This window comes from Spirosoma taeanense (assembly GCF_013127955.1).
GTDB lineage: Bacteria > Bacteroidota > Bacteroidia > Cytophagales > Spirosomataceae > Spirosoma > Spirosoma taeanense.
The window spans coordinates 2228736-2243846 of record NZ_CP053435.1 but is presented as its reverse complement, the minus strand read 5'-3'; the positions used below and the strand labels follow the sequence as shown (position 1 = coordinate 2243846).

9 protein-coding genes are annotated in these 15111 nt (G+C 52.8%); 3 read left to right on the top strand and 6 right to left on the bottom strand.

Annotated features, from left to right (window positions below):
- Window positions 1-48: 48 nt before the first annotated feature.
- From HNV11_RS09480 to HNV11_RS09465, 4 genes are all read right to left on the bottom strand, one after another.
- Window positions 49-1527, bottom strand: a complete 1479-nt coding sequence (locus tag HNV11_RS09480; protein ID WP_240163881.1) for an arylsulfatase — start codon at window positions 1525-1527, stop codon at window positions 49-51.
- A 120-nt stretch (window positions 1528-1647) separates the two neighbouring features.
- A complete protein-coding gene (locus HNV11_RS09475; protein WP_171739434.1) occupies window positions 1648-3243 on the bottom strand; it encodes a RagB/SusD family nutrient uptake outer membrane protein in 1596 nt (531 codons plus the stop codon).
- A 27-nt stretch (window positions 3244-3270) separates the two neighbouring features.
- Window positions 3271-6498 (bottom strand): SusC/RagA family TonB-linked outer membrane protein, encoded by a 3228-nt coding sequence (locus HNV11_RS09470; protein ID WP_171739433.1) that lies wholly within the window; start codon window positions 6496-6498, stop codon window positions 3271-3273.
- A 517-nt stretch (window positions 6499-7015) separates the two neighbouring features.
- The gene (locus HNV11_RS09465) at window positions 7016-8182 is read right to left on the bottom strand and encodes a cysteine desulfurase family protein (RefSeq protein WP_171739432.1); all 1167 of its coding nucleotides are present in this window, start codon (window positions 8180-8182) and stop codon (window positions 7016-7018) included.
- A gap of 146 nt (window positions 8183-8328) precedes the next feature.
- Here HNV11_RS09465 and HNV11_RS09460 point away from each other — a divergent pair, with 146 nt between their 5' ends.
- Together HNV11_RS09460 and HNV11_RS09455 are read left to right on the top strand one after the other, a co-directional pair.
- Window positions 8329-9225 carry a mechanosensitive ion channel family protein gene (locus tag HNV11_RS09460; RefSeq protein WP_171739431.1) on the top strand — a complete coding sequence of 299 codons (897 nt, stop codon included), beginning with the start codon at window positions 8329-8331 and terminating at the stop codon, window positions 9223-9225.
- Window positions 9226-9335: 110 nt separating this feature from the next.
- On the top strand, window positions 9336-10169 hold the full coding sequence (locus tag HNV11_RS09455; RefSeq protein ID WP_171739430.1) for a DUF2490 domain-containing protein: 834 nt from the start codon (window positions 9336-9338) through the stop codon (window positions 10167-10169).
- Between the two features lie 138 nt (window positions 10170-10307).
- Here the strand turns inward: HNV11_RS09455 and HNV11_RS09450 are convergent, their stop codons facing one another.
- Window positions 10308-11711: a tetratricopeptide repeat protein gene (locus HNV11_RS09450; RefSeq protein WP_171739429.1), complete on the bottom strand. Its 1404-nt coding sequence runs from the start codon at window positions 11709-11711 to the stop codon at window positions 10308-10310.
- 115 nt (window positions 11712-11826) lie between these two features.
- Entirely contained in the window at window positions 11827-12852 is a 1026-nt protein-coding gene (locus HNV11_RS09445; protein WP_171739428.1) for an NAD-dependent epimerase/dehydratase family protein, read from the bottom strand.
- Between the two features lie 142 nt (window positions 12853-12994).
- Between HNV11_RS09445 and metG the strand changes: the two genes are divergently transcribed.
- Complete coding sequence (metG, locus tag HNV11_RS09440) at window positions 12995-15046, top strand: methionine--tRNA ligase (protein WP_171739427.1); 2052 nt, start codon at window positions 12995-12997, stop codon at window positions 15044-15046.
- Window positions 15047-15111 lie beyond the last annotated feature (65 nt).

Sequence of the window (15111 nt, the reverse complement as noted above, 5' to 3'; positions counted from 1 at the left end):
GATGCGTGTTAACTCAGTCAATAAGTTTGTCTGGGCCTGACCCAATCGTCAGTTTGCTGCCTTAGGGGCTGTTTTAGGATTAATAATTTCCCAGTCGTTGATGTGCGCGGGAGTGTGCTCGCGGGCAACGATGGCGTCGGCCTGCCGGATCAGGTCGGGGTGTTGGGCGGCAACGTTGCTGGTTTCGCCCACGTCTTTATCCAGATCATACAGCTCCCAAAGACCACTGCGGTTCTTGCGTACGTCGGTCTTTACGGCCTTCCAGTTACCCATCCGAACGGCCAGTTGACCGCCTTTTTCGGGGTATTCCCAGTAGAGGAACGCGTGTTGTTTCTGGCTGGACGGCTGCCCCAATAAAGTTGGCAAAAACGAAATACCATCGGTTGTAAACGGCTGTTTATAGCCAGTCAGCTCGGCCAGTGTAGCCAGCAGGTCATACTGGATCGAAACGTGTCCGGTCGTTTGTCCCGCCCTGATTTTACCGGGCCAGCGCGCCAGCATAGGCTCCCGGATGCCTCCCTCGTAAACATCCATTTTCAGCCCCCGCAGATTACCAACGCTGTTGAAAAAAGCAGCCTCTACCCCACCCACAGAAAACGTTGCGCCGTTGTCGCTGGAGAACATCACGAGCGTGTTGTCGTCAATCTTCAACTCTTTCAGCAACTGCATCAGCGCCCCGATCTGCTTATCCATGTACGTAATCATGGCCGCGTAGGTAGCGCGCGGATAGGGCGTCGACGCGTATCCCTGCTGGCCCAGATAAGGCTTTTCATCAAACTTGCCGACATATTCCTTCACTACGTCCTCGGGTGCCTGCAATGACAGATGCGGAGCCGTATATGGCAGGTAGAGGAAAAAAGGCTCGCTCCGATGCTGCCGAACAAACGCCAAGGCTTTCTGGGCCATTCGGTCAATGGCGTAGTCCTTGCCCTGATAATAGGCAAACCCCTCGGGCGTGGCCCTTTCCGGCGCCAGACGCTGGTGCACGCTTATAACCGGATTATTCAGCGGGACGGGTTTCCCATTCTCCCACAGATGCGTCGGATAGTAGTTGTGCGCCTGTTTCTGATCCAGATAACCGTAGAAATAATCGAAGCCCTGCTCATTGGGATTCCCCGTGGTGTTGGCCATGCCCAGTCCCCATTTACCGATGCAGGCGGTTTTATAACCCGACTGCTGCAACATCCGCCCGATCGTAAACGCACCCGGATACAGCGGCATCTGTCCACCCTCCAGCGAGTCGGGGAAACCGCCCATTTCGTAGTTCCCCCGAATATAGGAATGTCCGCCATGCCGGCCGGTCAGCAGCATACAGCGCGCGGGCGCACAGACGGGCATGCTCGTGTAGTGCTGCGTAAAGCGAATGCCTTCGCGAGCCAGTTGGTCCAGATTTGGCGTCCGTATTTTCTGTTGGCCATAGCATCCGAGTTCCGCGTAGCCGAGATCATCCGCATAAATGTAAATGATGTTCGGGCGTGACGGGGCTGCCTGATGAGGCTTAAAAGCAAGAAAAAGCCCACCAGTCATAATTATGACCGTTACAATAGCCCACATAAACGATTGTCTCATTACCGGAAAAGCGCGCATAGTACTGTGTTTACTATTTGTAGGGCCGGCCAGAACAGCCGGCCCTACCCGACTACTTAATTACCACCCTGGGTTCTGGCTAAGATTTGGGGTTAGATTACGTTCCCGTTGTGGAATAGGCCAGAGGTAATGTCGGGTGACGTCGAATGTTCGGTTTATGCCAACTACCTGAACGGTGGTCAACGCGCCGTTAGCCGCTTTATACGTAATGCCGTAAATAGGACCCGGTATTACCTTGTCGGCTGTTTTCCAGCGCCGGATGTCGAAAAGGTGCTGTCCTTCAAAAGCCAGTTCGACAGTCCGCTCCCGGCGCACGATAGCTCGCAGTTCCGCCTGACTGGCAGTAGCGCTTATGGCTGGTTGCTTTACGTCCGAACGTCCGTTTCGAACGATATTGATGGCTGAAATCACGCTGGCATCCAACTGGTTCAATTCAATCCTGGCTTCAGCATAGGTCAGCAAAATCTCGGCATACCGTAGCAGAATGATATTGATACCATTATTGGCTGGATTGGCGTAATCCTCCGCATTGACGTATTTCTTGATGTTAAAGCCCGTCGTTGAAGCAATGTAGGTATTGCCGACGGCATCGGCCGTACCACTGTTTGGCTCCGGTCGGAACGTAATACCGCTTGGCAGGGCATCCCCGGTTAAGAAAACCGAAAACTTAAGTCGTGGGTCCCGATTCGCGTAAGGATTAGCCGGATCGTAGCCGCTCGTGGGATCGGTGATGAGCTTACCCGATGTCGTTTCGTACATATCGACCAACGCTTTGGTTGGTACGAAGGTGCTGTTCGCACTCTTTTGGCTGTAAGGGCCTATGAGTGCAAATACGTTGACCGGATAAGTGTCTTTGATAAACTGTCGGTCTAACAGAACTTCCTTATTATTCTCAGCCGCGTAACTGAACAGCTTTTCGTAACTGTCGTTCAGGCCGTAAACGCCCAGTTTAATCACCTGGTCGGCAGCATCAGCAGCCTGCTGATAACGCCCGGCCATCAGGTTGGCGCGCGCCCGAAGGCCCAATGCAGCTCCTTTTGTAAATCGACCTTTGTCGGCGGCAGCATAGGTAACAGGCAACAAACCAGCCGCTTCACTCAGCTCTTTATCGACAAAATCCCAAACCTGAGCAACGGGCGTTCGCGACAGATTGCGGCTTTCATCCAGCGAAATAGCCGTCGTCACCAAAGGCACATCGCCAAACAGATTGGCTAATTTCAGGTACTGATAAGCCCGGAGCGCTCTGGCTTCCCCTTTCAGTTGGTTGATCAGCGTGGTGTTTGTCGAGGTAACTTTGCTGACATTCTCCAGAAAATAGTTGCACGCCCGGATGCCTTTGTAGGCCTTGGCCCATTCCCCAAACACCTTGGCACTGGTGGCGTCATACTGCCCCAGTTCGACATAAGCCTGCACATCGAATGGCTGGTTCGTATGGGCGATGTCCGTCATGGCATCCCAGCTAAAAATGTTGGTACTGTCGAGGTCCGTATACAGCGAATTGACGGCCAGCCTGGCATCGTTCTCCGATTTCCAGAAAAAGCTTTCTGACAGGCGGTCGTTGGGAACGGTATCGAGCAACTCCCGGTCGCAGGCAGTGAACAACAAGCTTGACACAGCCAGGACCAGCAACAGGAATACTGTATGTTTTCGTTTCATGATATTGCAATAAAAAGGTGAATGGGGTTAGAACTGGAGGTTAAGACCAAGCGTGTACAATGCCGTTTGGGGGTAATATACCCCTCGGCCGGAACCCGCTTCTGGGTCCAGATTCCACTCATTCAGTTTCGAAATAGTCAACACGTTCGTCGCTGACACATACGTCCGAATTCGACTCAACCGCACTTTCGAAGCAATGGCCGCGGGTAGCGAATAGGCAAGCTGAACGTTTTTCAACCGCACATACGACCCATCAATGATCAGCCGGTCGGAGGTGGCTACGTTGCGTAAGTCGAATTTCCGGGGTAAGGGAAAGCGGGCGTCGGTATGCGTAGGCGTCCAGTAGTTATTGGTGTAGATAGAGTGCGTAAAACCTTCCTGATTGCCCATTTCGGCCAGTGCCCCCGCCAGTCGGGTGCTTACGTCGGCGGCCCCCTGAAAGAGCAGGTTCAGCTCAAAATTGCGGTACGAGAAATTGGAATTCAGGCCAAAGGTGAACTTGGGAAATGTGTTGCCGATATTGGTCATGTCATTGGCATCGATCTTCCCGTCGCCATTTGCATCAATGTACTTCACATCCCCCGGTTTGGTGTTGGCCGCGTAGGTAGCCTTGTATTCGGTGATCTCCTGCTGGGTCTGGAACAGGCCATCGGTTCTGTGACCCCACAACGTATTGATAGGCAGCCCGACCGCGATGATGTAGCGGGGATCAATGTCGGACCCGATAATGTATGGACCGGTTCCTTTCAGGTCAACGACCTTGTTCTCGTTTATACTCAAGTTGCCTCCCAGGTTATACTGGAAACCTGATGAGTTTTTAGCGCCCCGGAAATTCAGACTAAATTCCCAGCCTTTGTTTTCGACTGAGCCCGCATTTTGAGGTGGAGCAATTAAACCAACTGTAGCCGGAATATCCAGATTCAAGAGAATATCGGTCGTGAGCTTTCGGTAATAGTCGACGGTCAGATTCATACGCCCACCCAGAAAGGTCGCGTCTAACCCCAAATCCAACTGCTTCGTTGACTCCCAGCCTAAATTGGTATTGGCCAATGTAGTTTGCCGATAACCCTGAACAGCGGCTCCGTTAAAATTGTAGCCACTGGCCGTCAGCGCTGCATAATAACTGTACAGATTCACCGACTGGTTACCCGTTATACCCCACGAACCGCGCAGCTTCAGGTCGTTAACCGTCTTTTGTAGTCCCTGCCAAAAGTTTTCTTTGGAAAGCCGCCAACCCGCCGAAAACGATGGAAAGAAGCTGTACTGCTTTTGGCCGGTAAACTTGGACGAACCATCGTAACGGCCGTTTGCCTCGAACAGGTATTTGCCATCGTAATCATAGTTTACCCGACCGAAATACGACCGTAAACCGTACACGGCATCACTCCCACTGTTACTCTTCGTACCGTCATTAGCGCCCTGACCAATCGATTGAATAGCGTTGTTGTAGAACCGTTCGCGGTAGGCGGTTAGGAACGTTTGGGTGTTGCCAATCTGCGAGTAACCCAGCAAGCCTCTCAGATTATGACTGCCTAACTTGCGCTCATAAGTCAGTAGGTTAATCAAGGTGTATTCCCGTAAGGTGTTACGTACCTCCGTCAGGGTGTTGTTGGCAACTGTTTTGGTGATATTGGTATTTTTGTCGACGTTGACATACGAATTAGCAAAGTTCTTCTCCTGGAGAAACGTGCCTCTTCCCCCTAACTGTGTCGAGAAGGTCAGGCCATCCACAATCTCCCAATCGGCTTTTATGTAGCCCGCCAGATAATCGGTAAACCGTTTCGAGTCACCGCCAATTTCGGCATACATGAGCGGGTTATTTCCCTGCGTACTTAGGCCATAGGTCCCATCCGCGTATTTCGGCACCGCCCACAGTGATCCATGAAACAAGAAATTAACGGGATCGATGGTGGGTGCCTGGGAATTATTGTAGCGGTAGTTAATATCACCACTGACGCGCAGTCTGGGTGAAATTGTGTAGTCGGAGTTCAACCGGATTTCACCGATTTTATTACCATAGTGGGTAATAATACCGTCCTGATCCTGATACCGCAGGCTCAGTCGCGTGCGCAGCGCTTCGGTACCACCCGATACAGCAATGGTGTGATTTTGCTGAGGAGCTGCATGAAGCACCGTCTGAAACCAGGTGTTGGGTAAGGGATATTTTTCACGGTCGGTGGCGGTCACATACGCCTGAATAGACGACTCGGTAAAGCGAGCGGGCAATGCCGACCCTGCATTGGTATAAGCTGCAACCTGCAGGCGCATGTAGTCTTCAATACCCATCATGTGCGGCCTGTTGATGGAATTCTGGATGGCGTAGTAGCCATTGTACTCCACCTGAACCTTATTACCTCTGGCCCGTTTGGTCGTGACGAGCACAACGCCGTTGGTAGCCCTGGACCCGTAAATGGCCGTCGAAGCCGCATCTTTCAGGATAGAAATCGACTCGATATCGTCCGGATTAATGTCCGATAACCGTTGCTCAATACCGTCCACGATCACTAGCGCGTCGTTTTTGCTCATGTCGTACCCGCCGGTGCCGTTGTTTGTACCCGCCGTGTTGCTCACACCGTTTATGTTAAAAGTGGTGATGCCCCGCACACGAATGGCCGTATTGGAGCGTCCCGGTGAACCACCCTGGTCCAGCACGGTAACTCCCGGCAGTTGTCCCTGCAACGATTGCTGAATGTTAGAAACCGGCCGACGGGCAATCTCCTGCGCCCCAATCTGGGCAACGGAATTGGTCAGGCTGTTCCGTTTCTGGGTACCATATCCGACGACTACGACCTCATCAAGTTGCTTATCATCCGTCGTCAACGACACCTCGATGCGGGTGCGTCCATTCACAGCTACTTCCTGCGTGGTGAACCCAATGGCGGAGAAAATGAGGACGGCATTTTCAGGTGCCTCCAGCGTAAATTTACCGTTGGCATCAGTGCTGGTACCTTTGGAGGTGTTCTTAATAACAACATTGACGCCGGGCAGCGTTTCGCCGGTCGAACTCTTTACGGTACCGGTAATTGGCCCCGCTACTTGCGCTGGTTTGGCTGCGACTGCTGCCGGAACGGTTGGCTCTATTCCTGAATTGACTGATGTAGTTTTGAACGGAGGCCTGCCAACGTTCGAAGACGTAGCCTGCTTTAGACGGTCATTGCTGGCCAGTACATTCGACTGCGCCCAACCAGGCTGCAACCTCGCCAGCAACAGGAACAGGAAACCTACCGAAGAGGCTTTTTGTAACGGATTTGTCATACGTGCAGAGGGTTAATTGAAAATCAGAAACTGAGTATACTTGAGAGATGGATTAGCAGATTAAAGATGGAAATACGCCCGCCGTTAGCTAACGAAACGCCATCGGCTGGTTGATCTACATGAAGAAGTGATGAAGTCGAAGGATAGTAACAGCGAATTAGTACTGTTAACTAATAGGCAAAGATTGGTAAGCAGAAATCCTTTCGCAAGGAAAACCTAAAAATTTGATTATCAGCTATTTATCTTATAGTCTATCGAGAATTACCGTTATTCATGCTCATAGTAGATTGTTTAATGAGACATGCTTATGATATAGAAGCGATTAGCTCAGAACTTCTAATAAGACCTTGCTTCGAAATTTTTCTCAGTTTAACATTTAGCGTTAATAGTCACGTATAGATCGATCTGCGGAAAGTTTTTCAGGGAACGATAAAAACGAAAAAGCTCCGATAGAGCCGTTACGTTCTGTCGGAGCTTTTCAGCAATGTCCGGTTTATCCGGACCCTATCTTCACTCGCTAAACGAGTTTTGCTTCTTTCTGATACAGTCCAACCAGCGTATCGACGGCATAATCGATCTCCTCGGCGGTGTTGTATTTGCCAAACGAAAAGCGCACATACCCCCGGTTAGGGTCAAGTCCCGGCAAAGCCGCCAGCACATGCGAGCCAACGTTCGACCCACTCGAACAGGCCGACCCGCCCGAAGCCGAAATCCGGGCGATGTCCAGGTTGAACAACAGCATATCACTGAGGTCGGACACGGGCAGGCTGACGTTTAAAACGGTATACAGGCTGTTGTCCACATCGGCCGAATCGCCGTTGAACTGCACCCCGGGCATTTTCTCCTGCAGACGGGCAATCATCCGGCGTTTCAGGGACGTAATGTGCTGCCGATGCGCGTCCATATCGCGGTAGGCGATTTCGAGCGCCTTGGCCAGCCCGATAATCCCGTACACGTTCTCCGTACCACCCCGGCGGTTACGCTCCTGTGCTCCACCGTAAATAAACGGCTGGATATTCACCCGTTCGGCATTGACGTACAGGAACCCAACGCCTTTCGGCCCGTGAAATTTATGACCCGCGCCCACGATGAAGTCGACCGGCAACTGCTGCAGATCATGGCGGAAATGACCCATCGTCTGCACCGTATCGGAATGAAAAACAGCGTCGTACTGCCGGCAGAGTTCGCCAACGCGGTGTAGGTCCAGCAGGTTGCCAATCTCGTTGTTACCGTGCATGAGCGATACCAGCGACCGCGGGTTCTGTAGCAGCAGTTGTTCCAGGTGTGCCAGATTAATATGTCCCCGTTCATCTACCTCCACCAGACTCAGCCGAACGGTGCCCTGCCTGGCGAGGTGTTCCAGCGTATGCAGAACGGCATGGTGTTCCAACGGCGACGTAATCGCGTGGGTCAGGCCGTAGGTTTCAATGCTGCTCCGGATAGCCGTGTTGTCGGCCTCGGTTCCTCCCGACGTAAAGAAAATCTCGGCCGGCGACGTATTGAGCAGCGATGCGACGGTCTTACGTGCCCGTTCGATAGCCGTTCTGACCGTGCGGCCGTGGCTGTGAATAGACGACGGATTGCCGTACTGCTCCGTCATGAGCGGCAGCATAGCTTCTAATACTTCCGGATCGAGCCGGGTCGTGGCGGCATTATCTAAATAAACAGGAGCAGACGAATTCATTTTCAATCGGTTGATACAATTGGGCAAAGGTACGGCTTACGGCTGAACAGGCAACCTCCGGAGCAGGATGCTCGTTTGATCCGTTCTTACTCAAAACACTATCCGAACTGCCGACGTTTCAAAAGGAGTACCAAAGTCAGTTATACATGGATTTTACGCAAGCCGCCGGACTCATCTACACCGAACTCGCCAACTGGACCCGAACAGGCATTCGTTACGTTCCCAAAGTGGCTGTTGCGATATTGATTATCGTCGTTTTTGCCTTTCTGTCGCGCCTGATCAGCCGGTGGGCTGTCCGGGGGTTCGACCGATTCAGTAATAACCTGTCAATAATTAACCTGACGGGTGCCATTCTTCGCGTGGTCATCATGGCGGTAGGGCTGTTCATCGCGCTGAGTGTGCTGAACCTGGACAAGGCCGTAACATCATTGCTGGCCGGCGCAGGCGTAATTGCTCTGGCGGTGGGTTTTGCCTTCCAGGACCTGACGGCAAATTTCATTTCGGGGACCATGATTGCGCTGGCGCATCCCATTAAGGTCGGCGAAGTCGTAGAAACGAATGGCTATACGGGCAAAGTACTTAATATCAAACTGCGCTCCATTGTGCTTGACAACGGCCAGGGGCAAACCGTTGAGATTCCCAGCAAAGACGTATTTCAAAAACCGATCGTCAACCATTCCCGTATTCCCGGACGTCGTATCGAGCTGACAGCGGGCGTATCATATCTTGATGATCTGCCCAATGCCCAGCGCGTTGCAGTGGCAGCTGTTAGCCAACTAGCATTCATTTCGCAGGATCGTCCCGTTGAGTTTTATTACCGCAACTTCGGCGATAACACCATCCAGTTCGTGATGTGGTTCTGGATCAACCCGGCCACGACCAGTACGCCAGCGGCTCTGAGCGAGGCAATCAAAGCGGTTAAATCGGCATTTGACACGAACCAGATCCTGATCGTATTCGCGGGCCACACGTTCGACCTCAAGCAAAAACTGGCGGCTCTGCAGGGTGAACCACAGCCAGCGAATAGCCCGGTTAAGGCCTGAGCGGTGAGCCTATAACGGGAATATGTCGGGAAAACAGGCTGTTTATGAGTAATAAACAGCCTGTTTTTTCCTTCTCTATTTAATTGATTCACCCGACAGTTGCCCGGTTCATGCCTTTTCGTTTTCTCATTGCTGTATTTATTTTTCTTTCTTCAATAGCTTCGGCTCAGGATTATACAACTGTTGTTCGACACCGCCCCGTGCTGTGGACCGAAATGGACCTCGTTTATCGTACCAGGGGGCGGTGGAGCTTTCAGCTCGACAATATCTACCGGCGCCAGGCCGATGATTCCAACGGCAGCGATCTGAATATTCTGCGGTACCCGCTTCAGCAGGCGTTTCGCCCCTGGGTTACGTATCAGCTTAGCAAGCCTGTTCGGGTTTCGCTCTCCCCCATCAGCCTGTGGTGGGCCTGGAATCAGACGAGTAAATCGCCACTTACCATTCAGCGTAACATTCGCTTCATTCCTCAGATTCTCCTGACCCAGCCTGTTGGCCGAAGCGAACTGGTGCTGCGGTTCCGCTCGGAATTCCGATGGTCTTCGGTTGCCGATACGCTCCGGCATCCTTATGACGTTCTGACGGACGATCTGCCGCCGTTCACCCGACGCGACGTTCGGCACCGGTTACTCCTTCGCTGGGTGCAGCCCCTGTCCCGCCAGGGTCCACCCGCCGAAAGCGGATTCGTTCAGGGTAGTATTGAGCCGCTTGCTTACCTGTCGAGCCGCGACACCCGGCTCGATCAGCTTCAATCATCCATCATATTCGGTAAGCGGCTGAGCGAGAATTACAGGCTGAGTATAGGATACCAGAACATACTTACCATTCGGAAAAACGATGCAGCGCACATCCGGTCGCTCCAATATACGCATGCGCTGACCTGCACCATATCGATCGGTAACCAACTCCAGAAACGACCTGGCACCAACCCGGTATCCCAGTAAATCCGCCCCCCATCAAACCTGAGTCGCGTAAAGCGTACAGTACCCGTCCGGGAGTTTTGCTCAGCGGTTTTTATCCAACAAAAAAGCCGCTCCCAATAGCTGGGAGCGGCTTTCCGACCTTCGTGGTATAGTCTTGGTTTAGTCTTTTTTGTATTGCTGAATGATCTTGTACAGAGCCTTCTGCTTTTCCAGTTCCGGGAAAAATTCAAACAACTGCACATGCGCGTCGTAGTCGAGCGATAGAGCCGCTTCCAGTTGAAGCAGCGACTCACGGTAATGGCCCGCGTGGATCAGGTAAACCGCCGAGCGATAATACAGATCGGCTTCGCGGGGCATGTCTTCGATACCCAGCTGCACAATCTCATTTGCCCGCAGGAAATCGCCCTGATCGAACGGCACCAGCGACCACGTCAGATACACGTCGGGGTTCTGAGCATCTACTTCGGCGGCCTTCTCAAACGCTTCAACACTCGACAGAATGTTGCCGATCTTGTACTCGGTTTCGGCCACGGCCAGATAATACTCGCCGTTCTGGTCGTTCAGCTTCACCGCTTTCTGCAAGAACGGCAGGGCTTCGTACCACTTACCTGATTCGCTCAGACAAACGCCGATGCCATACCAGGCTTCGTCCCACATCTGGTCCAGCTTAATGGCTTCCCGGTACTCTTTAATGGCTTCGGGCAGGCGGTCCTGTTTTTCCAGACTGGCGCCCAGGTGGCAGTAGGTATCGGCCGTAGCTTCTTCGAACTTCAGCGTTTCGCGATAACAGCCTTCGGCCTTCTCGAACATACCCAGGTTCATATAGGTATTTCCCAGGTTGAAATGCGCCGACGCGAAATCAGGCTTGATAATAACGGCGTAATCATAAGCCTCGGCAGCCTCGGCATAACGGGCCAGCTTGCTGTAGGCAATGCCGATGTTGTACCAGGCATTATACGAATACGGCTCCTGATCGATCAGTTGCTGGTAATACGTCAGGCTGTTTTCCAGTTCTCCCGTTATATCGAGGCAGAACGCCAGTTCATAGAGCGCGTTCTCATTGTTGATATTCAGCGCAATTGATTTCTTGTACTGCGTAATCGCTTCGGCATATTTGCCCCAGTTCTGATAGCTCTGCCCCAGCTGAAACAGAATATCATCTTTGTCGTCGGCGCGGTCGAGAAGGTCTTCCAGCACCTGGATGGATTCCTCATAACGGCCCGCCATGTTCAGCACGGAGCCCTGCATAAACGGCACGTCGAGGTCACCGGGGTTAAACAAAGAAGCCCGCTCCAGCAGGTCCAGCGACTCATCAAACCGCTGGAAGTTAGCCAGTATCTGGGCTTTGTCGAGCATCAGCTCCAGGGCATAGGGAAAGTTTTCCAGACCGGCCTCGGCGGCTTTGAACGCCTTGTCTAAATCGCCGTGGTTGAGGTAATGTTCAACCATCTGCTCATACACATCCAGGTCGAAAAACTGACTTTGCTGCTGGTCCAGCATCTGCTCAAAACGCCGGATAGACTCTTTAATATCACCTTCTCGTTCTTCGAACTCTTGCTCCATGCTATTGCCTCTAAAAAAGTGGGGCGGATAGGGGCCGCGGCCATTGGCGCGGTTTATCCTTTGGCAGTGAAATATAAACTCAAAATTGCGGAACTCCAACCCCCAATCCGAAAATTTACGGACCGTTTGAGGAGGTTCTGAACGCATCAGCCACCCGCCGAAGGGTCTCGTTCAGCGGTCGGTACTGAAAACCAAGCACCTGCTCTATTCTGCGTCCGTCATACTGATAGGACGAACTTGCCGACCGCGCTGTCTCGCGGGTGATGAGCGGGGCCTTGCCCGTCAACCAGGCCCGCGCGGCCTCCAGCGGCCACAGCAACCGCGTCAGCGTGGGCGACACACGCCTTGTGGGCGGGCGCTTGCCAAGCGCGGCAGCTATCTGTTCTAACAACGATCGGTACGGAATGGTGCCCCCGTTCACAATGAACCGCTCGGCGGTCACCTCCGACTGCATAAGCTGGTAAAGCGCATCGGCTACGTCCAGCACATCAACGTAGTTGACCAGCCCCGCCGGGTAAAACGGTTTTTCGTCGTGGACGTATTTAATTAATTGCAGACTGCTGCGGCTCCAGTCGCCCGCGCCGAGCACAATGCTAGGGCAGACCATAATGGCGTTAAGCCCTTCGGCTACTCCGCGCCAGACCTCTAGTTCGGCCCGGTACTTGGTTTTTGCGTAGGCTGAATTATTGGGTGAATCTTCCCACTTCTGCGTTTCGGTAATTACAATCGGCCCACCGGGCTTCGCTCCTTTCGCAGCCGATCTGCCCAGCGAAGCCACCGAACTGACATACCCCAGCTTACGAACGCCCCGGTTCAGGCAGACATTCACGACGTTGGCTGTCCCTTCCACGTTGACGTTTTCCATCAACAGCCGGTCCTTAGGCACAAAAGAGACGACAGCAGCCGCGTGAATCACGTCACTATTTGGCTGAATGGCAGTTTCGAGGGAAGGAATATCCAGCACATCGCCTTCATACCAGGTAAGGCGGCTCGCAACGTCGGTCAGCATACCGTAACTGGCATCTGGGCGTTTCAGAGTCGAAACCAGATAACCTGCGTCGAGGTAGCGCCGGGCAATATGAGAGCCGATAAATCCGGTAGCGCCGGTAATAAAAACCTGTTTAGGTAAAGATGCGGTCAATTGAAGTTTTTGATTTCGATCCAGTTCAGGAAATTATTCGTATTGGGCCCGGTGTTCTCCATAGCAATCCAACGGCACTGTTTGCGTAAACATAACAACGTTCGGGTCTGAATTGCTAATTTTGCGCTCCAATTCCTGGATTATGGCTTTAGAAAACCCACAACGCTATACCGTCACGGCGGCCCTGATTTATGCCAATGGACCTATTCACATTGGTCACATTGCCGGCTGCTATCTGCCCGCCGATATTTACGTTCGCTACCTCCGCTCGACGGGCAAGGACGTTGCCTTCATCAGCGGTACCGACGAACACGGCGTTCCCATCACTATCAAGGCGAAGAAAGAAGGCATTACGCCCCAGCAGGTCGTCGATAAATACTACGGTCAGATTAAACAGGCGTTTGAAGAGTTCGGAATTTCATTTGATATCTACTCGCGCACCTCCAACCCGATTCACCACGAAACCTCGCAGGAGATTTTCCTGAACCTGTACAACAACGGGAACTTCGACGAGGAGGTAACGGAGCAATATTATGACGAAGTAGCCGGGCAGTTTCTGGCCGACCGCTACATTGTGGGGACCTGCCCCGTCTGTGGTAATCCGAATGCCTATGGCGATCAGTGTGAACGCTGCGGAACAGCTCTGAGCCCTACGGAACTCGTTGAACCCCACTCTACCCTATCGGGTTCGAAACCCATCCTGCGCTCAACCAAAAACTGGTTCCTGCCCCTTGACCGGATGCAGCCGCGTATTGAAGACTACGTTAACAGCCACCCGGAGTGGAAAACAAACGTATTCGGGCAGTGCCAGTCGTGGTTAAAGGAAGGGCTGAAGCCCCGCGCCATGACCCGCGACCTCGACTGGGGAATCAAGGTTCCGTTAGCCGATGCCGAAGGGAAAGTGCTTTATGTCTGGTTCGACGCGCCCATCGGTTATATCTCCATGACCAAAGAATGGGCCGAGCAGCAGGGCCGCGACTGGGAACTCTACTGGCGCGATGAGCACACCAAACTGGTGCATTTCATCGGCAAGGACAACATCGTGTTCCACTGCATCATCTTCCCGGCGATGCTGATGGCCGAGGGCAGCTATATTCTGGCCGACAACGTACCCGCCAACGAGTTTATGAACCTTGAAGGCGACAAAATCAGTACCTCCCGCAACTGGGCGGTCTGGCTGCACGAGTATCTGGAAGAACTGCCCGGCAAACAGGACGTTCTGCGTTATGTGCTGGCCGCCAACGCGCCCGAAACAAAGGACAGCGAGTTTACATGGAAAGACTTTCAATCCCGGAATAACAACGAACTGGTCGCTGTGTTTGGCAATTTCGTGAACCGGGCGATTGTCCTGACCCAGAAATTCTGCGACAACAAAGTACCCATTCGGGGCGATCTGACCGACTACGACCTACAGGTTCTTGACGAGCTGGCCTTGTTTCCCGACCGCATCGGGCAGGCAATCTACCAGTTCCGGTTCCGCGAGGCACTCAGTCATTTGATGGACCTGGCGCGGCTTGGCAACAAATACCTGGCCGAAACCGAACCCTGGAAGGTTGTTAAAACCGATCCGCTACGGGCCAACACCATCCTGAACCTTGCTCTGCAGATCACGGCCAACCTGGCGATTGTGTGCGAGCCGTTCCTGCCCTTTACGTCCCAGAAACTGTGCGATCAGCTGGCGATCATAGACCGGCTCGACTGGCAGAACGCGGGTCGGCCCGACCTACTGACCGAAGGCCACGAACTGGGTAAAGGCGAATTGCTATTCGCTAAAATTGAAGACGACGAAATCAACAAACAGATTCAGAAATTACTGGATGCGAAACGCATGAACGAGTTAGAAACCAAGACCATACCGGCGCTGCGGAATGAAATCTCCTACGACGACTTTGCCAAAATGGATATTCGCATCGGCACGATTACCGAAGCCGAGCGCGTTCCCAAGAGCGATAAGCTGCTGAAACTGAAAGTTGACGACGGTATGGGTGGTCGCCAGATTCTGAGCGGCATTGCCAGGCATTTTGCCCCCGAAGAGATCATTGGCAAGCAGGTGACGTTCCTGGCCAACCTGGCTCCGCGCAAAATGATGGGACATGAATCGCAGGGCATGATTTTGATGGCCGAAGACCGCGACGGTAAACTGGTCCTGATTGCGCCGAACGATTCTGTCTGGAATGGCGGAACCGTATCCTGATCAGCGAATAGACGTCAAACAGAAACAGGCCGGAAGAGCGCTCTTCCGGCCTGTTTCTATTTGAC